Origin of the sequence: Pseudoalteromonas sp. SA25, assembly GCF_011378705.1 — a bacterium.
GTDB lineage: Bacteria > Pseudomonadota > Gammaproteobacteria > Enterobacterales > Alteromonadaceae > Pseudoalteromonas > Pseudoalteromonas arctica.
Genome location: NZ_WTKV01000011.1, coordinates 1 through 22,522, shown reverse-complemented (window position 1 = coordinate 22,522; position 22,522 = coordinate 1). Strand labels below are relative to the sequence as shown.

Genomic DNA, 22,522 nt, shown 5'->3' with positions numbered 1-22,522 from the left:
GTTATAGATAACTATCTATAGGTTACTTGTTAAATAGCTATTATTAGATAAAGATTATGAGGTAGGTATGGATTTACGACATATATCGTTTAGGTTGCTTGAAGTATTTATGAGCGTGGTTAAAACGGGTTCAATCAGCGAAAGCGCAAGGCGATTATACCTAACGCAGCCAACGGTATCGCTACAAATAAAGCGGCTGCAAGAAGCAGTAGGCGAGCCATTACTCCTTATACAACAGCAAAAGCTACACGTGACCGATGCGGGGCTTGAACTATTTAAAACATGCCAACAGGTATTTGGGCATTTTGAAGATTACCAAGATTTTTTAACCGAACTTAATGGTGGATCGCGCGGCCGTTGTAAAATTGCCATGGTTAATACCGCGCAATATATTTTACCAAAATTGCTTGGACCTTATAGTAATTTACATCCCCATGTTGAGCTCCCGCTTGAAATAGGTAACAGGGCTGAGGTGCTTGATAGGTTTGAGCGAGGGGAGGACGATATTTATGTATTTAGCCACCCGCCGTCGCTTGAACACGCACAAGCTGCGCGTTTTTTGCATAATCCACTGGAATTTATAGTGCCGCTAAACCATCCGTTAGCTCATGTAAAAGCCGTTAAATTAACTGATTTAATGCAGTATCGTTTTTTACTACGAGAAAATGGCTCAGCAACACGTATGTTATTTGAAAGCGAGTTACAAAGCCGAGGGTTAGTGCTGAGCGATAGCGTGCAAATGGCGAGTAATGAAGCAATACGCGTCGCGGTTGCATCGGGTATGGGTATTGCGGTTTTATCACGCCATGTTCTTGCAACAGACGATACTAGTTTTAAAATTTTAAACGTAACCGATGCCCATTTAGCGAGTCATTGGTATTTTGTAATGCGAACAGATAGACACATATCGCATGCTGCACGTAACTTTTTAAAGTTTGCGCAGCAGCACGTAGAGCAATATTTAGATACGCAGTGGGTGCGTAACGAGTTACATAACTTAGATTTAAACTAGATTTAAATTAGGTTTAAAGTTAATTAATATCGGGTGTAGAGTCTCTTAAAATAAGCTTTGGCTGAAACACGTGCTTTACTGTTATGCCGCTTTTTTTGTAAATGTCTTTAAGCACTAAGTTAGCCGCAGCTCGGCCCATTTCGGGAACTGGGTTATCTATTGTAGTCAGTGTTGGGTAGAGGTAATTGGTAAAAATTACGTTATCGAACCCAATAATGGCTAAATCTTTTGGTAGGTTAAAACCGTGTTCGCGGGCGTATTTCATAGCACCCGATGCCATTTCGTCATTGGCACATACAAGGGCGGTTATTTGCGCTTTATTTTGAATAAAATGCCTTAAGCCGTCGCTTCCGCCGGTTTCTTTAAAGTCGCCTATGTAAAATAGCTTTTCGTCAAAGGTTAGGTTGTACTCTGCTAGGGCTTGTTTGTGACCTTTTAAACGATTTGACGCGTCTTCTTTAAACTGCGGGCCTGCTATGTACGCAATGTTTTTATGACCTTTGTTGATCATGGCTTTAGTGGCTAAGTAGCCGCCCATTACGTTGTCGAGGCTAATGCAGTTTTCTTCAATTTCTTTAACGTAGCGGCTCATTAAGTAAATAGGGGTTTTGCCTTTACTTAACTCAATTAGGTACTCGTTTGATACCGCTTCTACGTGGGCAATAATAGCGTCGCAATTACGGCCTATTAAAAACTCAAAGCCGCTTTTTTCTTTTTTCTCGTCACTGTGCCCAGGCGTAATAATAACGTGTTTACCTGCAATACGAAGGTGCTCTTCAATGGCTGACATCATTTGACCAAAAAACGGACCATCCAACTCAGAAACTAAAATACCGACGCTGTTTGTAGTGCTAGACGCCAAAGAGCGAGCAATAGAACTTGGCTGATAGCCTAGCTCTTTCATTGCTTCTAATACCTTTTTTTTAGTTTTTTTGCTTACGTAGTCGTTGTCGTTAAGTACCCTTGAAACAGTTGATAAAGACACACCTGCCATTTCTGATACTTGATAAATTGTCGCCATTGATGTCCTAGCTTATATGTGTTTTTACTCGCGCTTTATAAGAATATAAAGCGCGAAGAATCATTAAAAGTTAATTTACACATTACTGCGTCTAATTGCTAAGTCTTCTGTTATTTTTTGCGTCATCGCTGAAGTAAGCGGATAAATAAGCATCAATGCGGCACCTAAAAAAGCAAATGCGGCAGGTATCCAGCTCATAAGTAACTGCATACCAGGTAGAGCTTGCGTAATTGTTAGCTCATCCATACCGTTATAGCCGTAGCCTGCAAGTACCACTAATACTAATGCACCTGCAAAACCACCTCCGGTTTTTTGCACAAATGTACCCGCAGAATAAATAAGACCTGTAGCGCGGCGTTTGTTTTTCCACTCTGAATAATCGGCTGAATCACCAAGCATACTAAAAAATAATGTTGGCATCATCGCGGCAAAAAATTCAGCAGCGCAACCAAAGGTAAATACAGCGACCAGGTTATTGCTAGGCACCCAGTAAAATGCAGTAGTGAGTATGCCGCTTAGCATTAATGATGCTATAAATAGGTTTCGTTTACCCATAATTTCGGCCAGTTTACCTGTGGCAAGTGCGCCTAATATAGATACAACCAATAAGGCTATAAAGTATTGCCCAGCCATGAGTTCATTGGCTACGTGGTACTTAAAGTAGTACGCAATTACACCGTATTTTATGCCATTAAACATCATGGTTAAAAAGCCAATGCCGAGTAATACCAACCAAGGTTTGTTGGTCAGAAGATCAACCATGTCGCGCTGTGATCCCGTTAAGCTTTGCTTATCTTTATTGAGCAATTTTTTAATAACGAATGTCATTGCAGCCATAACAAGGGCAAAAAATACGCCGCTGTATAAATCGCGGTAATAAAAAAACAGGGTAGTAGCAAGCAAAGGTAGGATTATAAATGGCAGGCTTTTGGTTAAATCAAACAACTCTGATTTTAAATTGCCTTCATTTGAGGCGTGCGGTGTTACACGCTCTTTGGTGGTCGCAAACGTTATAATCATTAAAATAATAAGTAAGCTGGCAAATAGGTACATAGTAAGCTGATAGCCTTTGGCATCGTCGCCGCCACCAAAAAAAGCTACTAGCTCAGGTAAAAAACCCATAACCAATAAGCCACCAGTAAACGCACCTGCAAACCTAAAACCAGAGAGCTTTGTGCGCTCTGTATCGTCTGGTGTCATTACGCCCATAAGTGCCGAGTAGGGCACGTTACTTACGGTGTAAGCAAGCGTTAAACCTATATAAGTTACGTAGGCATAAATAAGTTTGTTGGTGGTGCTAAAGTCGGGTGTAGTAAAACACAACACCATAAACAAGCCCAAAAATGGTGCCGAGTAGAGTATCCATGGGCGAAATTTACCAAAGCGCGACTGCGTTCTGTCGGCAATCATACCCATAATAATATCGGTTACGCCATCTGATAGCCTTACCACCAAAAACAACATGGCAGCGGCGGCTGCCGATATGCCAAATGTATCGGTGTAAAACACCGCTAAATAAGCAAGCGCACCGCGCCATACTAAGTTAGCGCCGGCATCGCCCATGGCGTAACCGACTTTTTCGTATAAAGGGAGTTTGTTCACAGTGTGTATTCTTATTGTTATAAGCCGATAAATTATCGGCTTGTTATTAGTTTACTGTACGCTTTACCGCTGGCTTTAACAGTTCGTTTTTGTGTGTTGTAGTCTACGTGTACTATTCCAAAACGCTTTAAATATCCTTCAGCCCATTCAAAGTTATCCATTAGGCTCCACGCAAAGTAACCATCTACTTTAACGCCTTGCTCTGCTGCGTTATGCAGGGCATTTAAATGTTCGTGGTAATATTCAATACGGTCGATATCTTTTACTTCACCGTCTTTAAATTCGTCAGCCATGGCTGCACCGTTTTCGGTAATATAAATAGGTGGTAGGGTGTATTTTTCGTTTAACGATACAAGTAATTCTGTAAGCGCTTTAGGGTAAATTTCCCAGCCAATATCGGTCATTGGCGCTTTATGTGGCAGCTCATGGTAAAAGTCGGTTTCGCTTGCTTGATAATGCATGCGGGTATAAAAGTTAACCCCTAGGTAATCTAGCGGTTGAGCAATTATTTCCATATCGCCATCTAAAATATCAGGGCGGTGGGCTTTAGGTAATTGCTTAATAATATCAGGGTATTTACCTTGCATTACAGGCTGCATGTACCATTGGTTTATATAGTCATCAGCAAATGCAGTGGCTTTTAAATCGTCTTCACTTTGGGTAACGGAGTAACAAGGCGTAAAGTTAAGTACAATACCGTTTAGCGTATTTGGGCTATTTTTAGCAAGTACTTGCATAGCTAAACCGTGACCTAGTAATAAGTGGTGCGCGGCTTTACGACCAAATTCACGACCTACAATGCCAGGCGCATGTACGCCAATTTCGTAACCTAAGTAAGAGCTACAAAACGGTTCGTTTAAGGTGGCGTAAGAGTGCACACGTTCACCAAAAGCTTTGGTAATTAAATCTGCGTAATGGGCAAATTCGTAAGCGGTGTTACGGTTTAGCCAGCCACCTTCGTCTTCAATGTGTTGTGGTAAATCCCAGTGGTATAGCGTTACAAAAGCTTTAATGTTACGGCGTTTTAATTCATCTAAAATGTCGGTATAAAACTTAACGCCTGTCGGGTTTAAGTGACCGCTTTTAGTCATTACGCGTGGCCACGAAATAGAAAGTCTGTAAGCGTCTACACCTAATGATTCAATTAAGTTTATATCGTCTTTCCAGCGAGTGTAGTGCTCGCAGGCTACATCGCCATTTGAATTATCGACTATTTTGCCTTCTTTACTGCAAAAGGTATCCCAAATACATGGCAAGCGATCAGCTGCGCCGCCTTCAATTTGAAATGAGGCCGTAGCTACACCATAAGTAAAATTTTTGGCTAAAAGTGGTGAGCCACTAGGTAAAGATAATTGTTTCATTAAGAGAAAACCTCTGCTTCTTTGTAGTAAATTTTGCTTTTATTTATAGTTTATAAATTGCATTGATGGAAGCGCTTCCATATTTAATTTGATTAATCACTAAGGATGGTATTTAATAACTTTAAGGAAGCGCTTCCATGTTTAGGTTAGTGGCTATTGTTAAGCAGGTCAATAGTTAAATTTAAATAACAAATAGGCGTTTCACAAAAACACACTGACACAACACAGGGCTATAAAAATGAAAAAAAGCTTAAACACTAACAGGTTACACATTCTCCCCATTTTAATAGGAGGACTGTGCGTTTTAAGTGCGTGTAATAAACAAGAGGTTACCGCTAATAATAGCCAAGGCGCCTTAGCCAAAAAGGCTGAGCATGAGCAAGGTGATTTATCACTTTGGCCAACGCTTAAAAGTAAGGTAGTGAAAACGCCTGAAATTGAAAATACGATTGCACAGTATTTAAAAACAATGACGCTTGAGCAAAAAGTAGCGCAGATGATCCAACCTGAAATTCGCGATATAACCGCTGCAGACATGCGCAAATATGGTTTTGGTTCGTATTTAAATGGCGGTGGCTCGTTCCCGAATGCTAATAAGCATGCAACGCCTGCAGATTGGATAACGCTTGCTGAAAGCATGTATCAGGCATCAGTTGATGACTCAATTGATGGCAGTAAAATTCCGACCATGTGGGGCACCGATGCAGTACATGGCCATAATAATGTGATTGGGGCGACGTTATTCCCTCACAATATTGGTTTAGGTGCTGCTAATAACCCCGCATTAATTGAGCGAATTGCAGCAGCTACTGCAATAGAAGTAATGGCAACAGGGATAGATTGGGTATTTGCACCGACTGTTGCGGTTGTGCGCGATGACCGATGGGGCAGAACGTACGAAGGCTACTCAGAAGACCCTGCAATTGTACGTGAGTATTCAGCCGCAATTGTAAACGGATTGCAAGGCAGAGCCGATGAGGACTTTTTAAGTGATAAACGCGTAATTAGTACCGTTAAGCACTTTTTAGGCGATGGCGGCACGGTAGATGGCGACGATCAAGGGGACAACATTGATAGCGAAGAGACGTTATATAACATTCATGCACAAGGTTATATAGGAGGCTTAACCGCAGGTAGTCAGTCGGTTATGGCATCGTTTAATAGCTGGAATGGTAAAAAAAATCACGGCAATAAATACCTACTTACTGATGTGTTAAAAACAAAAATGGGTTTTGATGGCTTTGTTGTAGGAGATTGGAACGGGCACGGACAAGTTGCCGGCTGTACAAATGAAAGTTGCCCGCAGGCTGTTAATGCGGGGCTTGATATTTTTATGGTGCCAACGGGTGCATGGAAACCACTTTATGAAAATACAATTAAACAAGTAAAAGCGGGCACAATAACAATGGCGCGAATAGATGACGCCGTAGCACGTATTTTACGCGTTAAATTACGCGCGGGTTTATTTGATAAACCAAGCCCTGCAAATCGGAAATATTCAGGTAAATTAGAACTAATAGGTGCGCCAGCACATCGCGATATTGCCCGCCAAGCCGTACAAGAGTCGTTAGTACTGCTTAAAAACAACAACCATTTATTACCGCTTAACCCATCAAGCAATATACTGATTGCAGGCTATGCGGCCGATAACATAGGCAAGCAATCGGGCGGTTGGAGTATTACGTGGCAGGGAACTAATAATCAAAATGCAGATTTCCCTGGAGCAACGTCTATTTATGCGGGGCTAAAAACGCAAATAGAGGCTGCTGGCGGTAACGCTATTTTAAGCCCAACGGGTGAATTTAATACCAAACCCGATGTAGCCATTGTTGTATTTGGTGAAGAACCATACGCAGAGGGGCATGGCGATAAAGACAACCTTGAGTTTGAACGTAACAATAAACGCTCTCTTAAAATATTAAAAACATTAAAGCAGCAAGGTATTGCGGTGGTATCGGTGTTTATATCGGGCAGACCAATGTGGGTTAACAGCGAGCTAAACGCGTCAGATGCATTTGTAGCAGCATGGCTTCCTGGCACTGAAGGACAAGGCATTGCAGATGTTTTACTAGCGGATGCAAGTGGGCAGGTACAATACGACTTTAAAGGTAAGTTGTCGTTCTCGTGGCCTAAATCGCCACTACAAACCGCAGTAAATAAGGGCGATGCTGATTACTCACCATTATTACCCTATGGCTTTGGCTTAACGTATAAAGATGAAAGTACGCTTAGCAATAATCTAAATGAAGACTCAGGTGTTGATATTAGTAACCTTGCGCCGCTATCTATATTTAATGGCAGTTTTAAAACGCCGTGGCGTTTGTTTTTAAATTCAAACAGCGAGCAGCACCAAGTAGCAAGTAACAGTGTAAAGCTCGGCGGCATTACTTATCGCACTGAAGACAAAGCGATTCAAGAAGATGCGATGCAATTTAATTTTGATGGCACTGCAGCCAGCTACATCGAAATTAATAGTAACTTTACCGAAGACAAAGTGGCCTACATTGAAGCAAATTCGGCCCTTAGCTTTAGCTATAAAGTAAACCAAATACCTAGCTCACAGACATACCTTGCAATGAAATGCGAACAAGGCTGTGGTGGCGAGCTTGATATTACCAATGAGCTTGAAAATGCTGATTTAAATACATGGCAAACCATGAGCATAGATTTAACGTGTTTTGCTAAAAAGGGTGTTGATTTTGCCAGAGTAACCAGCCCTTTTATTATTAAAACGGCAGGCGAGCTTAACGTTTCAGTTGCAGATATTAGCTTTGAACCACAAAGCGCTAAAAGCGCCGTGGTTAAGTGTGAATAATAAAACGTAAAAGTTGTTGTGTGTACCAAAAACCCTTAGTAATAAGGGTTTTTTATGAAGGGCAATACTGTTTTAAAAACTCATGGTGAGGTGGTAATTGGCTGACGCGTTGCTCTATTTGTTGCTTAATACCGTGTAAAAAACGGGTGAGTTCTTCATCGCTCATCATGCTGGCTATTAAGTGATGTTGATTAGGCTCAATACCTTGACCAAGCATAACTTGCACCCACGAATCGACTCTAAAAATATCGCCATCGTCTAAAAACACACGGCCGGTTTGTTTAAACAAATCAATTTTATGCTGAAGTGTTTTTGGCACCTCCATGGCGCTACAGTGTTGCCAAAACTCACTGTCATTGCGATTAGTTACTTTGTAGTGCAGCACAATAAAGTCGCGAATATTTTCAATTTCGCTTTTAAGCTGTTTGTTGTATTCGTCAATGGCGTGATTAGTAATGCCATTAAACGGAAATAAACGCATAAAGCGAATAATACCCGACATAATTAAGTGAATGCTGGTGGATTCAAGTGGCTCTACAAAACCGCTAGCAAGGCCAAGCGCTAAGCAGTTTTTGTTCCAGCCTTTTAAGCGCCGCCCTGTTTTAAATTTAATAATACGGGGCTCTGTAAGCGGCTCACCTTCAATGTTATTTAATAATAGCGCTTTGGCTTGTTCGTCATCCATATATTGGCTGCAATAAACTAATCCGTTGCCGACACGGTTTTGCAGCGGTATACGCCATTGCCAGCCGCTTTTATGGGCAATAGAGCGGGTAAGTGGCAATACGGTATCGCTGGTTGATTTTGTTTGCACCGCAATGGCGCTGTTACACGGTAGTAAATGCGACCAGTCTTCGTAGCCAGTATGTAATGCTTGCTCTATTAATAAGCCTCTAAAGCCGGTGCAATCAATAAAGAAGTCGCCGTTAATATGCTCGCCATTATTTAAAGTAAGTGATTCTATATGGCCTGTTTTAGGTTTTTTTACTACTTTTTGTATTTTACCTTCAATGCGTTTTACACCTAATGGCTCTGAAAATTCACGTAAAAACTGCGCGTAACGTGTGGCATCCGTATGGTAGGCATAGTTAATGGGATTTTGCTGATTAAACGCAAATTTACCGCCTTTAGCTGCTTGCAGCTCGTAGCAGAAATCGCCAAATGGGTTGTTTATTCCTAAAGTTTTACCTTGCAACCAAAAGTGATGAAATTCACCCGCCCAACATTCTTTGCCCGTTGCGCCAAATGAGTGAATATAATGCGTGTTTTCATCGCCCCAGTTTTCAAAGCTAATACCTAATTTAAAACTGGCTTGAGTGGCTTTCATAAATGCTTGCTCGTTTATACCCAGCAATTTATGAAATGTACGAATAGGCGGAATTGTTGCTTCGCCAACACCTACAGTGCCAATATCGTCAGATTCAACAAGGGTTATGTTTATATTGTTACCAACTAGTTTAGCAAGTGCCGCTGCGGCCATCCAACCTGCAGTGCCGCCTCCAGCAATTACTACGTTTTTAACAGCGTTTGTTTTAGTCATTATTTGGCTGCCCATTATTTAATAAAAGGTGATTTAAAAGCGCGCGATTACTTGGCAGTCCATTTAAACACTGCGCTATTTTTTCGCGATTTTGCTGATAATAGTAATCCCCAGCACTTGGGTCGTTAAATGTATTTTGTGCAGATACTGTTTGTGTATTAAAGCCCATGCCATATAAAACGTATTGATAACTGCTTGATGAAAACACTTCTTCGTTTTCAATAAAATCAAAGCGGCTAGGGGGCTGAAATTGCCAAAGTTTAAGTAAGTTTTGCAGGCGCTCGGGTGCGGTATTTAAATTACTAATATCTTGCCAATAAGGAGTGTCGTCGCGCTCGCTTAGCACATAATGAAGTTTTAAAAACTCAATAACGCGCTGCCAACGAGTGCTAAAACGCTCATTAAAACGCGTTTCAAGCTGGCTCATGTGGGTGCGGTTTTGCGGTAGTTGCTCGCTTATCATGCTAATTGAAAGCTCAACCATGGCAAGTGCTGACGCTTCAAGTGGCTCTAAAAAGCCAGCAGACATACCCACGGCAACACAGTTTTTAATCCAAATTTTTTGCCTGTAACCAGAGCTGAATTTTAATACGCGGTAGTTAAGTTGCTCAGCTTGTTGCTCACTGGTAGTTTTAGCTATGTAGCTTTTTAGAGTATTTGTTGCGCTTTCATCACTTTGATATTTACTACTAAATACATAACCTGTGCCACGGCGTGTTGGCAGGGCTATATCCCAAATCCAACCGTTACTTTGCGCTGTAGATAGCGTAGCAGAGGCAATTGGTTGATCGGTGTGTGCATTAGGTATTTGCGCCGCAACAGCGCTGTTATTAAATAAAATATGATCTTGCGCTATAAACTCACTATTAAAATGCTCACCAATTAAACGAGCGCAAGAGCCTGAGCAATCTATAAATAAATCACCCGTCATATCGCCATTATTATGTGTTTTTAATGAAACAATATAGCCATGCTCGTCGTTAATAACCTCGGTTACATCGTCAGTAATATGCGTAACGTTTAGGTTTTTAACACAATGATTTTTTAAAAACTCAGCAAATTTACCCGCATCTAAATGATAACCATAGTTGGTAACTGCTGCATATTCAGGTGTTTGTAATTGCTTTGGTGCAAGTGCGGCTTGGCATACAAAGCTTTGCATATTAACAACGTCGGCAAATTTTTGGTTAGGTGCAATACGTTGCCAGCTGGCGTGTAAATTAGTGCGCTCGTAGCCTTGTGGATTCATAAAAGGGTGGTAGTAGTTTTCTCCCTCGCTGAGGTTACGCCAATTTATAAATTTAGAACCTTGCTTAAATGACGCGTCGCACTGGGTTATAAAATCAATTTCTTTAATGCCAATGCGTTGCAGCGTGTTGCGCATTGACGGCCACGTGCCTTCGCCCACACCCAATATAGGCACATTTGCCGACTCCACTAACGTTACATTAAGGTGCGGGTGTTCGGCGGCTAATAAGCCTGCGCTTAGCCAGCCGGCAGTACCACCACCTAAAACGACTATTTTTGTTATTGGTTTGGTCATGAGTTAACACCCTAAAGTTGATAACAATTAAACTAGCATTAATACTGTTTTAAATACAAAAAAGCCGCTAGTAAAAACTAACGGCTTTACTTTGTATTACCTTTAGAAGTTGTAACGCATACCAATATTGTAACGTGCACCTAGCTGTTGTAGGTTCCACAATTGTACTGACGTACGGCCATGTTCGCGGCTATTTTGTTCAGTAATATTAAGGCCTTCAACAAAAAACGATAGTTGCTCGCTGTAGTTGTACGCAACATTAAAGTCGATTTGATAATATTCTTCAGTAAAGCCTGGCTCATTTACGTATCGAGCTGCGCTATTTAAAAACTTATCACGCCAGTTGTAAGCAATACGTGCTTGAAAATCATCGTTTTCGTACATTGCTATAAAGTTAGCTGTATCGCTTAAACCCACTAGTGCAAATTGTGTTGTAGTAGGGTCAGCGTTTACATCAAAGTCTATGTCGCCATTAACAGTGGTGTAGTTTGCTTGCACACCAAAACCGCTTTCACCAAAAAAGTGCTGAAAGGCAACTTCAAAACCATCAATGGTGGCATTTTTATTGTTGGTAGGTACTTGCGCTGTAAATTCTAGTAATGGGTCATCGCTGTTAGCAATTACATCGTAAGCGGCTTCAAACTCTTCGTAGGTCATAGAGTCAAAATCAACATTGTTTTCTGTTGCGGCAACCATTTGAAATAAGTTTGAATCGGTTACTGCAAGTCCGCGAGATTCTAGCTCAGCAATGGCAGCTTGAGCGCGAGGACCCGCTGTTGCATCGCGCAATCCGTAGTAGTTTTGCGTCACGGGTGTTAAACCAATAAAGTTTTCGATGTCTTTAGTGTAATAACCTACCGACACATAACTTGTTTCTGCAAAGTACCACTCAGCCGATACATCAATATTATCTGATTCAAGCGGCACTAAACCTGGATTACCCGTTGACGCTGTAGCCGGTGAAGAACCCGCTAAAAGAGTAGGGGCACCTGGTACACCAACAGTCGCTGCTGAACTTAAGTTGTCGTAAGTTGGGCGAGCAATCGTAGTGCTATAAGAAAAACGCGCTTTTACGTTTTCGATTACTTCTATGTCAAAGTCAAAGCTTGGTAAAAAGTGATCGTAGCTAGATTTAAGCGTGAAATCTTCTTTATCTGAGCCAAAGCGAACGTTAAAGTCGTTATTACCTTCCCATGCTACTGCGTTAGGTAAGTCGATATTAGCCGTTGAGGTAATGTCGGTAGACTCTTGGCGTGCGCCAATAACAATGTTGTATGGCATATCGCCAATGTAACCATTGTAAGTAAATTGCACAAACGCTGCGGTTATATCTTCTTCAATGGTGCGGTTAGTTGCAAATGCGCCATCGGCTGCAAAGTTAAAGCCGTATTCTTCACCTGCCCAGTAACCAATTTGCGATGCGCTGCCGGTATAACCTTGGTTGAACGAGCCCGATGTATCGTAGTCGTCAAACTCAGCTAAAAAGTTTGTTGGGTTTAGGTAGCCATCAGGTAGTTCGCCTGGGTTTTCGATACCCCAGTTACCCATTGTATTACGTGTAAGTGATTGCAGTGAATGGCTTTCCATAGAGCGAGACTCTATACCAAAGTCAATTGCGCCGTTTTCAATTTCGTATTTACCATGGATTCTAAATTCTGTGATTTCAGACTCTTGGCGAGCAAAGTTAGAATCTAAAATAGACGTACCCACATCAGAGGCATCTAACGTGTTATTACAATTTAGGTTGTCTCGGCGGCAATCATCAAAATCGATACTCATTGATGGCAGTTCGCGGCTAAAATCAACTTCTTGTGCGTTAACTACGTTTGCGCCCAAGCCTGCGTTTACCCAGCTGCCGTAAGGTGCATCTGGTTTGCTAGTGGCTTTTGAATTGTGCGCATCAAACATAAAGCTCAATTCTGAATTGAAATAGTATTCAACGTTTAAACCAATAGAGTCGTTTTGGTTAACTTGGTTTAGCTCTTGAAACGCTAAACCTAAATCGCGTGTTTGCTGATCGCGACGTTCTTCTCGGTAGTAAATAGGGGTTTTTACCGTGTTGTCGTCAAATGTTAGCGCGCTTTTGTAGTTATCCATCCATATTGATTGCTCAGCACGGGCTTCGAACAAATCTTGCTTAGAATACGTGTAATCAAGCGTGGCTGTTAAATCGTCAATTGGGCTGTACTGCAGCGTTAATTGTGCGTTTGTACGAGTACGTTCTCTGTCGGCAATGGTGTAGCGCAAATCTGATGGCATTGAATAAAGCTGACCAACAGCGGGTGCATTAGTTAAAACAATATCGTCAGCAGCTTGTGGGATTGTGCCGTCAAAAGCAGATGTATTCCATTGATTTACAAACGCACCTGTTGATGAGCTATCGCGCTGTTGCATGCTTGCAGTTAACGAGGCACCAAATTTAGCTTCACTGTCGGTCCAGCTAATTAAGCCCGAAAGCTCGGGTGTTATGTCATCACCAACGCGGTTTGTTGAATCGTGTAATGCTTTTACGCCAATGCTTGAAACAAAACCAGGATTGTCGAGTGGGCGAGCCGTATTAATATTAATTGTTGCGCCAATACCACCTGATGCAATACTTGCTTTACCTGTTTTATATACTTCAACCGATTTAACGCTATCAGACGCTAAGTTTGCAAAGTCAAAAGCACGAGAGCTTGGTGTACCACCGCCTGAAGGCAATGAAGCTGCCGGCATAGTTCGACCGTTTAGGGTTACCATATTGTAGTCGGGACCAAAACCACGAACCGTTACTTTAGAGCCTTCACCATTTGAACGATCAATCGACACACCTGTAATACGCTGTAGCGACTCGGCTAAGTTGGTATCGGGGAATTTACCAATATCTTCAGCTGATATAGCATCTACAACACCGGCGGCGTCGCGTTTTAAACGAGTCGACTCTTTAATACTGCTTTTAAAACCAGTAACTTGAATTACTTCAACATCTGTATTTGCTTCTTGTGCATATACAGGTAAAGAGATTGATGCGCCTAAAATCAGAGATAGGCTGGTCGCTATCTTTGTTTTTCTTACAATATGGTTGGACATTCGGTTTCCCTCGCACTTTTATCATTATTATTAACAGCTGTATGGGGCTGTTATTGTGTAATTATAAACATTGTCAAATGTATGGAAGCGCTTCCAGAAAAGTTTATTTAACTGAGCTTTGTGGAAGCGCTTCCAGAAATGCTAGTTTAAATTTTAAAAAGGGTCAACTATTGTTTTAATAAAATGGGACTAAATTGTTTTTAAAATGTATGTTTTTTAGATTTAATTTTATTTAAATTATAAATTACAAGTGGTTATAAAAAGCCGTTTTAAATAGTTGTGTAACAACATTTTATTATAAGAAAACCGATTATTGATTCATTTAGTTATTTACACACATTTATAAGGTGTTTAAATCAGCTTTTAGTAAGGGCTAAAATTAATAAGTAGGCCGTTGGTCACTCAACTAGGACAAAACTTAAATTAGTTATTACACTCAGCCATAGACTCAACTGAAAACACTATTTATAGGTATTAATAATTATGAGCAATGTAAAACAAGGGTTAGCTGCAACCGCTTTAATTATGGCGTCGTTTAGTAGTATTGGCGCGCAGCAATGTAGTGATGTAAGTTTGCAAATTTTAGGCTCGGGCGGCCCTGAGCTTGACGATGGTCGCGCATCAACAAGTTACCTTATATGGCACGAAGATAAAGCCAGAGTGTTAGTTGACGTAGGCTCTGGTGCCAGTATTGGGTTTGATAAAGCAGGTGCAAAATTTAGTGATGTTGATGCCATTTTATTAAGCCATTTACACACTGATCATGCTGGCGATTTACCTAGTTTTATAAAAGGCAGTTACTTTACATCACGCGATAAAGTACTTGCGATATTTGGCCCCCAGGGCAACCGTGTAATGGCTTCTACTAACGAATATGCACAAGCGTTACTAGGTAAGCAGGGCGCATTTAGATACTTAAGTGATTACGTAGAAGGTAATGAAAACTACAAATTAGATATTCGTTCTGTTGCACCAACAAAACAAAATGAATTTAAACAATCACTACAAAGTGATTTGGCTGTTAATGCAATGACAGTTAACCATGGACCTATTCCTGCTTTAGCGTGGAAAGTGAGTATAGCAGGATGCGAACTTGTGTTTGCAGGCGACATGACCGACAAGTTCGGCACATTTACTGACTTTGCTAAAAATGCCGATGTAGTGGTTATGCACAACGCAATTGATGAAAACGCATCGGGTGGGGCTAAAAATTTACACATTACCCCAAGTAAAATCACTAAGGTACTAATTGAGGCTGCACCTAAAACGGCGGTTCTATCTCATTTTATGAATCGGTCATTAAAAAATCAGCAATTGTTTAAAAAATCGTTAATTAAATCACTAAAAAGTAACGTAGTTTTTGCAGAAGATGGTTTAAAAATAAACTTATAAAGTATTGCGCATAAGAGTGTTGCGGGTCGCTAGTTTTATCGCTATTTTAAAGGCTCTCTCATAGATGGATTTTATTATGCGCATTAAATTTTTAGCGAGCTTTTATTCTTTCTTCTTGTTTGCACTGTTTGGTTGTGACGACCAAAGCATGGCAATGCAAGATAGCCCTCAGCTAAATAGTAATGCAAGTAACTTACCCTCTGATCTCAAAGTAAACACACCTCCAGCAGCTCAAACAAACGAACCCGCTTTAGTGGTCGGTATGCTAGCAACACATTGTAAAAGTAATGAAGCGGCCTACATTAACGCAAAAATGCATAAAGTTGTGCGTAACCCAGATGAAAGTACAGCCTACAAGTTAGAGCCTACCGATAAAGTGCTTTCTATTTGTGTTGCAAAAGATGACTCATCGCTTAGTTATCGATTTGGTAGAGTTAATGACATAGGGCTTGAAAAAGAAGCAACACCAGATGCACCATTTGGTAGTTACTACAGGCAAGTAGGGCGTATTGGCGAGAGTATTTTATTTTTTAGTAACGGCGAATATCATTACTATATTATTAACTCAGGCGGTATGGGCAGCGGTGTAACCGTTAATGTTTATAAAAACGACACATTAATAACTGAGCTGTTTTCGGGTAATGATCCTTACGATGATTTTGTTATAGCAACCGATTTAAATTTCCCTAAAAAATTGGTTATCGAAAAACAGCCATTTAATAAGCAAATGCAGTAAATAATGACTCCACAGCAACAAAACGTTATAGAGCAAGGGCATTGGTTTAAAAACCGTAGCGCTTATTTAAAAAGCTTTTTATTAACGCAGGGCAAAACGCTCTCGCTAAAAGCTCAGCAATCATTATTTTTGCGAGGTGATAAGCACGATGGAATTTATGCAGTGCTTAGCGGCGTGGTGCGTATTAGTGGCGTAAGTAACGAAGGCAAAGAAGCCGTATTGAGCTTTATTGATTCATCACTGTGGTTTGGCGAAGTTACCTTGTTTGATGGTGGCCTGCGTACTCATGACGTATATGCACAAACTGATGTTGTGCTTTTTTACGTGCCCCAACGCGAGCTTGAACAGCTATTAAACGAACAGCCACAATATTGGCAAGAGTTTGGTTTATTGTTGGCACAAAAGTTACGCCTAATGTTTACCTCAATGGAAGATCACGCATTACTAAGCGCTGAGCAAAAAGTATGCAATCGACTTTTAATGCTTAGCGAACATACAGAGCACTTAACACCACTTGTTTTATCTCAGCAGCAACTTGCTGATATGACCTACCTAACGCGCCAAACTATTAATCAAATACTGCAACAGCTTGTTAGCTTACAAGCTATTAGTTTGGGGTATCAACGCATAACTGTTTTAGATAAACAAAAGTTACAGGCCCGTGCTACACAAGCTTAAATAAAGGCCGCTTTATTTAGTTGGAACCAAAATTGCTACAGATAATGTAACGCAACAATGGATTTGAGCTAATGACTACAATAACCTTTAAAAATCAATATAGTAATTATAACTCTCCTACAGTAAATAAAGCGGCAGGTCCAAGCGAAGTTGCGGCAACTAATACCCTCCCTAACGTAAAAACAAGTGATACTAAAGGCATTACCTCAACCGCTAAAGAACCAACATTTTTAGAAAGTGCCCAAGAAGCGCTGGTTTATCAGCGCTTAGGTGTAAACAAAAACAAAATAGACGAGCTAAAAGCGACAATAGAAGAGCTTATTAAAGAACAGCAAAGTGAGGGCGCAGACCCTAGCGCAATTGCTGATAAAATAGAGGAACTTCAAAAAATGCTTGACCAAGAGTATCAAAGAGGGCGCGAGCGAACGGATATGAAAGGTGAGCATGAGCCGGGTAAAATAATTTCTGCATTTGTTTAATTTACAAAATGTCGGATACCTGACATTTTTGCTGTGCTTACTTTTGCTAAAGTAAGTTTTATATATAAAAATAAAGGCAAAACAATGAAAACACTTCAACAGCAACTTGGTAAATATGGTTTGTATCATCGTTCTAAGCGTAATGTACTAACGCACTTTATTGGTATTCCGCTCATTGTATTTGCGGCGTTGTGTTTACTAGCGCGCATTCAAATACCCCTTGGTAGTGTAGTAATTGATGGCGGACAACTTTTTGTATTAGCGTCGGTTGTTTATTATTTTATGCTGAGCTTTTCGCTTGGCTTTATTATGGCCGTGATATTCACTTTACTCCTTGTTGGTGCTCAGCCTATTGCGGCAATGGCGTTTTGGCCGTGGTTGAGTATTGGCGTAGGTGTGTTTGTATTTGGCTGGGTACTGCAGTTTATCGGGCACTATTACGAAGGTAAAAAACCGGCGTTTGTAGATGACCTAATTGGTTTAATTATTGGCCCTTTGTACGTAACTGTTGAACTACTATTTTTAATGGGTTTTTACAAAACATTAGAAGATGAAGTAAACGCAATAGCAGGTCCTACAAAGGCGTAAAATATTTTACTAAGTACCTTTATAAAACCTAATAAATAACAATAAAAGGGCAGATAACGCATGCAATATAATAATAAAACCGTGTGGATCACCGGCGCATCATCAGGTATTGGTAAAGAGCTTGCTATACAATTTGCCGAGCTTGGATCGCGCGTTATTTTATCGGCGCGCAATGTAGATAAACTAAACGATTTAAAAGCAACGCTTAAAGGCGAAGGGCACTTAGTTGTGCCGCTGGACTTAGCACAGCCAGAGCATGTACTGAGTACAATAACAGCAAAAATGAGCGAGCTTCCTGCAATTGATATTTTAATTAATAACGGCGGCGTATCGCAGCGCAGTTTATTTTTAGAAAACGACTTTAACGTGTACCGCCAATTAATGGAGGTTAATTACTTTGGCTTAATTGCACTTACTAAAGCTGTATTACCTACTATGGTGGCAAGGCGCAGTGGTTCAATTGTGTCTATTAGTAGTGTGGCGGGTAAAGTAGGTTCAAAATTTAGAACGGGTTATTCGGGTTCTAAATATGCGGTTGTTGGTTTTATGGATTGCCTACGTGCAGAAGTAGCACAACATAATATTCATTGCTTAACAATTTGCCCAGGCTCTATTAAAACAGCAATTGCGCATAACTCACTAAACGAGCAAGGCATAGCGCAAAATAAACCAGAAGAGTCGATAGAAAATGGCATGGATGTAAGCGTAGCGGCTTCAAAAATGATTCGTGCCATTAGTAATAAAAAAGACGAAGTGATTATTGGCAAAGGTTTAAGTGGTTGGGCGCCTACAATTAAGCGCTTTTTTCCTACTTTGTTTAATCGCATTACCGCAAAAACAAACTATAGGTAGCGTCGTTTATTTCAAAGGCGTAAAATGCCGTAAATTTGATCAATTTAGAAAAGGATTCTAAATGAAGTATTTATGGCTGAGCCTGTTTTTTATTGTATTAATTTGGTCTGGTATTAACCCAAAAGATCAATTTACATGGTTGCTTGAAGTTATCCCCGCAATTATTGGTTTAGTGCTGCTAGCAAGTACCTATAGCCACTTTAAACTTACCCCTATTTTATATACATTTATTTTAGCGCATTGCATAGTGCTGATGATTGGCGGGCATTACACCTACGCCGAAGTCCCTTTTTTCGACAACCTATTTGGTAGTGAGCGTAATAACTACGATAAAGTAGGGCACTTTTTTCAAGGGTTTGTACCTGCACTACTAGCACGCGAAATTTTACTGCGCAAAAAAGTAGTAAATGGTCGAGGCTGGTTAATCACCTTTGTTATTTCGGTATGTTTAGCATTTAGCGCCTTTTACGAATTAATAGAGTGGTGGGTTGCAGTGTTAAGCGGCGAAAACGCAGAAGCATTTTTAGGCACGCAAGGTTACGTGTGGGATACCCAATCAGATATGGGACTGGCGTTATTTGGGGCTATTTGCTCGCTATTAGTACTTTCAAAAGTACACGACAAACAGCTAAAAAACGTTAAAGATTATTTATAGGCTATAGGAACGTTAAAGACTATTTATAGGAACGTTCTATAGAAATGTTTATAAAAAAATTGATAAAAAGACTATTAACTTATGACCGCAAACATTAGTAACTACTCAATTAGCACAGACAAAAGCAAACTTAATTTTAACGTTATTTATAACTTTATTGCTAATAGCTATTGGGCCAAAGGCATTCCTAAAAGCGTGATGCAATCAGCTATTGATAACTCAATGTGCTTTGGTGTTTACAGCGCTCATAACGAGCAAGTTGGCTTTGCCAGGGTAGTGACCGATAAAGCAACCTTTGCCTATTTAGCCGATGTATTTATTGCCCCGCACTCGCAAGGTAATGGGCTGAGTAAGTTACTTATTAATACGATAGTAGAGCACCCTGAGCTGCAAGGGCTCAGGCGCTTTTTATTAGCGACTTCTGATGCGCATGGCCTTTATGCGCAATACGGGTTTAAGCCAATAGATAACCCAGCACTGCTAATGCAAATAAACCCTGCAAATGTGTATAGTAATAGTAAGTAGAGAATACATTCTAAAGTGGGGATTATTATTGATGATTCATTATATAGCTAATTAGTAAGCTATTTTTTAAGTTATCAACTTTCTGACAGCAGGTATTAACACTCTTTTAAATACGATATTTTTTCTTAATTGATAGAGAGAAAGAAAGTATAAATAGAGCCACCCACCAAGCAGCAAATACCCACAATCCAGGCTTAAGTTCACACCATTCCGTAATGTTAATAACACCATATATGAACAGACTTAGAGAGATGAATGGTAAAATAAATAAGGAGTAAAACAGATATATAATAAAGTTTGATAGAAGTTTTTGATACAGTTTACGCTCATTATCAGAGCGAAACTCGATCATTAAAAAAATACATTGTGAAGATATAAGTAAGATGATTACTTGTAATAAACACCAGCCTAAAGCCGCTAGAATCGCTATCCATTGCATTGTCATTTTTCGTTTTCCTTGCGCTTTTACTTGAAGAGACCGTTATGAAGCTATTGGTACGTTTTACCTTTGTGCTTTAACCAACCATCAACGTGATGTCCATTTGGATCTTTATGAGTCCAATGTACTACGCCCCCTTTTTTATTCCACTCATACTCACCATAAAATTGAACAGTATCACCCTTTGAAATCAAATTAATTCTTGGGGCAAGGTCAATATTATGTGCAATTAAAATGGTAATACCTGTACTTAATTTAAGAATGAATTTTTGATGACGTGAGCCTTGATTATCATCGTTTAATATACGAACAACGATTCCCGAATCTTGTACTTGAACGTTACTTTGGTGATTTTTGTATGCTTCATTCAAAGATGTAGCATTTACAAAATTTGACCACTGTAGAAAAGTAAACCCTATTAAACTAGACAGCCACTCCAAATAAATAAAGTCAATCTACGCCAGATTCAAGGTAATTAGGATGGGTGTCATCCTAATTTTGTTTTTTGATAATTTAGCATAATTATACGTATCAAAGAAAAAATCGGAATCATTATTTCCAGCCATCGCAAAGGTTGGAATAAGTACAAACAGGCTAGAACATATTACTTTTTTCAATTGATTACCTCATTATAAAAAGGGGAACTCAGTAAAACATAACGTTTTTGTAACAGGCTGATTTTTGCGAAGCAGTTTGTGTGATACTGACGCGCAGCGGCAAAAAAAAATGAGTAGTTAAAATTTGTCATCGTTGACAAACTTGTTATATGCGATTTTTATATTCAACTATATCAGCAACAAACAAGTTATTTTCTTTATTATTCATATCTGTTTTTTCACTAAAGAAACCTTTTATGACTCTGAACATACTATTTGGGGAAGCGATATCATTTTCCTGAGGCAGCCAGTTTGACATGAGTATGAGAGTTTCTTGCATTACAACTGATACGAATTCTGCGACTTCTGGTTTTAAGACATACCGATTTAAAAGTAATTCACGAGTGTCCGTTTCAAAATACCCACTATCGTAAACGACAAATCTTGAGTCATGGGCAGTAGACTTCATTAGTAGTAATTTATCGTCATTCGCAGGATTTAGTGTTTTTCCATCCACAACTTTAAATTCAATCCCTTTCTCTGCACATGCTTTAAAGTTTTCTTGGTTTTTATATATCAACTCCAACTCCGTTAAGTTGTTTGATATTTTTAATAACCCGATGGAATCTAAATGGGATGAAAATTTCAAGAAAATACTGTCTTTACCTATTTCATTAAATAGACTTCTTACTTCCGATGAAGATTTAAATATTTGAAAACCCAAATAACTTTGGTTTGCCACGTGGTTTTTAATCTCACCTTTCTTTAATTTTGCTATACCCATAATATTTTCAATTGTATTCGTATCAAGGTTATAGCCATAAACTATTTTTTTCACGAAGTACAAATAGCTAAATATGCTAGATGATATTTGCTGTCTAATATGTTGATGGATATATCGAAGTTCCTTTTTTAGGATAAACTGCCTAACAACATCGTAGAAAAAGTAAGCGATAAAAAAGAATATCCCATTAGCTCCTACAGATAAGAGTACATTCTTAAAATCATCTTCTGGAATAAAAACAGTTGAAATGAAACACAGTAAAGTAACTGTTCCTAAAGATAGGTATGGCAACACTCTATTTTCTAAATTCATCAACTCTACCTATGGATGTACACGAGCATATAACGAGCCTGTAGATTAACTCGTTTTTTTATTTATTTTTATTGATAAACAAACCATAGCTGAGTTCCTATTTTGGTTCAATCGATTACTGTATTTTATGCAGAACGTAAAGTGGGAATTTGGTATTGTTTTAATTGGCGTTTTGGAAGGGATTAAGGGTGGTTGAGTGGCTTTTATTTAGGGTAAAAGGGCTTACCCTTCTTAATGCATCGTGTTTTGCAGCTTTTCTATATTATGAACAAGACAATACAGTTGCCATTGCGCATTCACTTTCATTTGACCCCGTAAGGTCAATTTATTCATGCCTTTATTCACCGTAATATTCCCGAACACTGGTTCGATACACCCGAGTCGTTTGCTATATTGTCGTCGACCTATGGGGCTGTCTATTTTTACTTTCATCTTATCAACATAGCTCAGCTTTTTGCGCGATTCATTATTTATAAACTGTACTTGTCGCCCCGTTTTAATGGGTGGCTTTCGCATGCATTGC

At 39.7% G+C, this 22,522-nt stretch carries 20 protein-coding genes; 10 read left to right on the top strand and 10 right to left on the bottom strand.

Translation table 11 applies throughout. The features are described 5' to 3' along the window. The first annotated feature begins 67 nt into the window (after positions 1-67). Positions 68-1,012 carry a LysR family transcriptional regulator gene (locus GQR45_RS10565; RefSeq protein ID WP_165725866.1) on the top strand — a complete coding sequence of 315 codons (945 nt, stop codon included), beginning with the start codon at positions 68-70 and terminating at the stop codon, positions 1,010-1,012. Between the two features lie 19 nt (positions 1,013-1,031). Here GQR45_RS10565 and GQR45_RS10560 read toward each other — a convergent pair whose 3' ends face one another. The 3 genes from GQR45_RS10560 to GQR45_RS10550 form a co-directional block, all read right to left on the bottom strand. Next, a complete protein-coding gene (locus GQR45_RS10560) occupies positions 1,032-2,033 on the bottom strand; it encodes a LacI family DNA-binding transcriptional regulator (RefSeq protein WP_010553502.1) in 1,002 nt (333 codons plus the stop codon). A 75-nt stretch (positions 2,034-2,108) separates the two neighbouring features. After that, positions 2,109-3,635 carry an MFS transporter gene (locus tag GQR45_RS10555; RefSeq protein WP_165723003.1) on the bottom strand — a complete coding sequence of 509 codons (1,527 nt, stop codon included), beginning with the start codon at positions 3,633-3,635 and terminating at the stop codon, positions 2,109-2,111. 32 nt (positions 3,636-3,667) lie between these two features. Further along, positions 3,668-4,996, bottom strand: coding sequence for a GH1 family beta-glucosidase (locus tag GQR45_RS10550; protein WP_165725865.1), 1,329 nt, complete (start codon positions 4,994-4,996; stop codon positions 3,668-3,670). A gap of 238 nt (positions 4,997-5,234) precedes the next feature. On the opposite strand from GQR45_RS10550, the gene GQR45_RS10545 reads away from it, so the two are divergent. After that, positions 5,235-7,811: an exo 1,3/1,4-beta-D-glucan glucohydrolase gene (locus tag GQR45_RS10545; protein ID WP_165725864.1), complete on the top strand. Its 2,577-nt coding sequence runs from the start codon at positions 5,235-5,237 to the stop codon at positions 7,809-7,811. A gap of 52 nt (positions 7,812-7,863) precedes the next feature. Here GQR45_RS10545 and GQR45_RS10540 read toward each other — a convergent pair whose 3' ends face one another. From GQR45_RS10540 to GQR45_RS10530, 3 genes are all read right to left on the bottom strand, one after another. Beyond that, a complete protein-coding gene (locus tag GQR45_RS10540) occupies positions 7,864-9,351 on the bottom strand; it encodes a tryptophan halogenase family protein (RefSeq protein WP_165725863.1) in 1,488 nt (495 codons plus the stop codon). Beyond that, positions 9,344-10,894 (bottom strand): tryptophan halogenase family protein, encoded by a 1,551-nt coding sequence (locus tag GQR45_RS10535; protein ID WP_165725862.1) that lies wholly within the window; start codon positions 10,892-10,894, stop codon positions 9,344-9,346. The genes GQR45_RS10540 and GQR45_RS10535 overlap by 8 nt, the downstream gene beginning before the upstream one ends. 102 nt (positions 10,895-10,996) lie before the next feature. Next, complete coding sequence (locus tag GQR45_RS10530; protein WP_165725861.1) at positions 10,997-13,963, bottom strand: TonB-dependent receptor; 2,967 nt, start codon at positions 13,961-13,963, stop codon at positions 10,997-10,999. A 483-nt stretch (positions 13,964-14,446) separates the two neighbouring features. Between GQR45_RS10530 and GQR45_RS10525 the strand changes: the two genes are divergently transcribed. From GQR45_RS10525 to GQR45_RS10490, 8 genes are all read left to right on the top strand, one after another. Then, complete coding sequence (locus GQR45_RS10525; RefSeq protein ID WP_165725860.1) at positions 14,447-15,355, top strand: MBL fold metallo-hydrolase; 909 nt, start codon at positions 14,447-14,449, stop codon at positions 15,353-15,355. Between the two features lie 76 nt (positions 15,356-15,431). Continuing rightward, a complete protein-coding gene (locus tag GQR45_RS10520; RefSeq protein WP_225913197.1) occupies positions 15,432-16,091 on the top strand; it encodes a hypothetical protein in 660 nt (219 codons plus the stop codon). 3 nt (positions 16,092-16,094) lie between these two features. After that, positions 16,095-16,769: a Crp/Fnr family transcriptional regulator gene (locus tag GQR45_RS10515; RefSeq protein ID WP_010553509.1), complete on the top strand. Its 675-nt coding sequence runs from the start codon at positions 16,095-16,097 to the stop codon at positions 16,767-16,769. 71 nt (positions 16,770-16,840) lie between these two features. Further along, complete coding sequence (locus tag GQR45_RS10510; RefSeq protein ID WP_165725859.1) at positions 16,841-17,248, top strand: hypothetical protein; 408 nt, start codon at positions 16,841-16,843, stop codon at positions 17,246-17,248. A gap of 84 nt (positions 17,249-17,332) precedes the next feature. Then, positions 17,333-17,836: an Mpo1-like protein gene (locus tag GQR45_RS10505; protein ID WP_165725858.1), complete on the top strand. Its 504-nt coding sequence runs from the start codon at positions 17,333-17,335 to the stop codon at positions 17,834-17,836. Between the two features lie 60 nt (positions 17,837-17,896). Next, the gene (locus GQR45_RS10500; protein ID WP_165725857.1) at positions 17,897-18,688 is read left to right on the top strand and encodes an SDR family oxidoreductase; all 792 of its coding nucleotides are present in this window, start codon (positions 17,897-17,899) and stop codon (positions 18,686-18,688) included. A 61-nt stretch (positions 18,689-18,749) separates the two neighbouring features. Continuing rightward, positions 18,750-19,343: a DUF2238 domain-containing protein gene (locus GQR45_RS10495; protein WP_007583339.1), complete on the top strand. Its 594-nt coding sequence runs from the start codon at positions 18,750-18,752 to the stop codon at positions 19,341-19,343. 81 nt (positions 19,344-19,424) lie between these two features. Beyond that, positions 19,425-19,868, top strand: a complete 444-nt coding sequence (locus GQR45_RS10490) for a GNAT family N-acetyltransferase (RefSeq protein ID WP_165725856.1) — start codon at positions 19,425-19,427, stop codon at positions 19,866-19,868. Positions 19,869-19,974: 106 nt separating this feature from the next. On the opposite strand, the gene GQR45_RS10485 is transcribed toward GQR45_RS10490, so the two are convergent. The 4 genes from GQR45_RS10485 to GQR45_RS10470 form a co-directional block, all read right to left on the bottom strand. Further along, positions 19,975-20,313 carry a hypothetical protein gene (locus GQR45_RS10485; protein ID WP_165725855.1) on the bottom strand — a complete coding sequence of 113 codons (339 nt, stop codon included), beginning with the start codon at positions 20,311-20,313 and terminating at the stop codon, positions 19,975-19,977. A gap of 44 nt (positions 20,314-20,357) precedes the next feature. Next, positions 20,358-20,747 carry a DUF3465 domain-containing protein gene (locus GQR45_RS10480; protein WP_206008623.1) on the bottom strand — a complete coding sequence of 130 codons (390 nt, stop codon included), beginning with the start codon at positions 20,745-20,747 and terminating at the stop codon, positions 20,358-20,360. A 322-nt stretch (positions 20,748-21,069) separates the two neighbouring features. Beyond that, positions 21,070-21,999: a hypothetical protein gene (locus tag GQR45_RS10475; protein ID WP_165725854.1), complete on the bottom strand. Its 930-nt coding sequence runs from the start codon at positions 21,997-21,999 to the stop codon at positions 21,070-21,072. A gap of 231 nt (positions 22,000-22,230) precedes the next feature. Next, positions 22,231-22,522 (bottom strand): transposase (locus GQR45_RS10470; RefSeq protein ID WP_240920210.1); only part of this gene is annotated, 292 nt, incomplete at its 5' end.

Coding starts and splice junctions, on each gene's coding strand:
- GQR45_RS10565 (WP_165725866.1), top strand. CDS start 68: ATGGATTTACGACATATATCGTTTAGGTTGCTTGAAGTATTTATGAGC.
- GQR45_RS10560 (WP_010553502.1), bottom strand. CDS start 2,033: ATGGCGACAATTTATCAAGTATCAGAAATGGCAGGTGTGTCTTTATCA.
- GQR45_RS10550 (WP_165725865.1), bottom strand. CDS start 4,996: ATGAAACAATTATCTTTACCTAGTGGCTCACCACTTTTAGCCAAAAAT.
- GQR45_RS10545 (WP_165725864.1), top strand. CDS start 5,235: ATGAAAAAAAGCTTAAACACTAACAGGTTACACATTCTCCCCATTTTA.
- GQR45_RS10540 (WP_165725863.1), bottom strand. CDS start 9,351: ATGACTAAAACAAACGCTGTTAAAAACGTAGTAATTGCTGGAGGCGGC.
- GQR45_RS10535 (WP_165725862.1), bottom strand. CDS start 10,894: ATGACCAAACCAATAACAAAAATAGTCGTTTTAGGTGGTGGTACTGCC.
- GQR45_RS10530 (WP_165725861.1), bottom strand. CDS start 13,963: ATGTCCAACCATATTGTAAGAAAAACAAAGATAGCGACCAGCCTATCT.
- GQR45_RS10525 (WP_165725860.1), top strand. CDS start 14,447: ATGAGCAATGTAAAACAAGGGTTAGCTGCAACCGCTTTAATTATGGCG.
- GQR45_RS10520 (WP_225913197.1), top strand. CDS start 15,432: ATGCGCATTAAATTTTTAGCGAGCTTTTATTCTTTCTTCTTGTTTGCA.
- GQR45_RS10515 (WP_010553509.1), top strand. CDS start 16,095: ATGACTCCACAGCAACAAAACGTTATAGAGCAAGGGCATTGGTTTAAA.
- GQR45_RS10510 (WP_165725859.1), top strand. CDS start 16,841: ATGACTACAATAACCTTTAAAAATCAATATAGTAATTATAACTCTCCT.
- GQR45_RS10505 (WP_165725858.1), top strand. CDS start 17,333: ATGAAAACACTTCAACAGCAACTTGGTAAATATGGTTTGTATCATCGT.
- GQR45_RS10500 (WP_165725857.1), top strand. CDS start 17,897: ATGCAATATAATAATAAAACCGTGTGGATCACCGGCGCATCATCAGGT.
- GQR45_RS10495 (WP_007583339.1), top strand. CDS start 18,750: ATGAAGTATTTATGGCTGAGCCTGTTTTTTATTGTATTAATTTGGTCT.
- GQR45_RS10490 (WP_165725856.1), top strand. CDS start 19,425: ATGACCGCAAACATTAGTAACTACTCAATTAGCACAGACAAAAGCAAA.
- GQR45_RS10485 (WP_165725855.1), bottom strand. CDS start 20,313: ATGACAATGCAATGGATAGCGATTCTAGCGGCTTTAGGCTGGTGTTTA.
- GQR45_RS10475 (WP_165725854.1), bottom strand. CDS start 21,999: ATGAATTTAGAAAATAGAGTGTTGCCATACCTATCTTTAGGAACAGTT.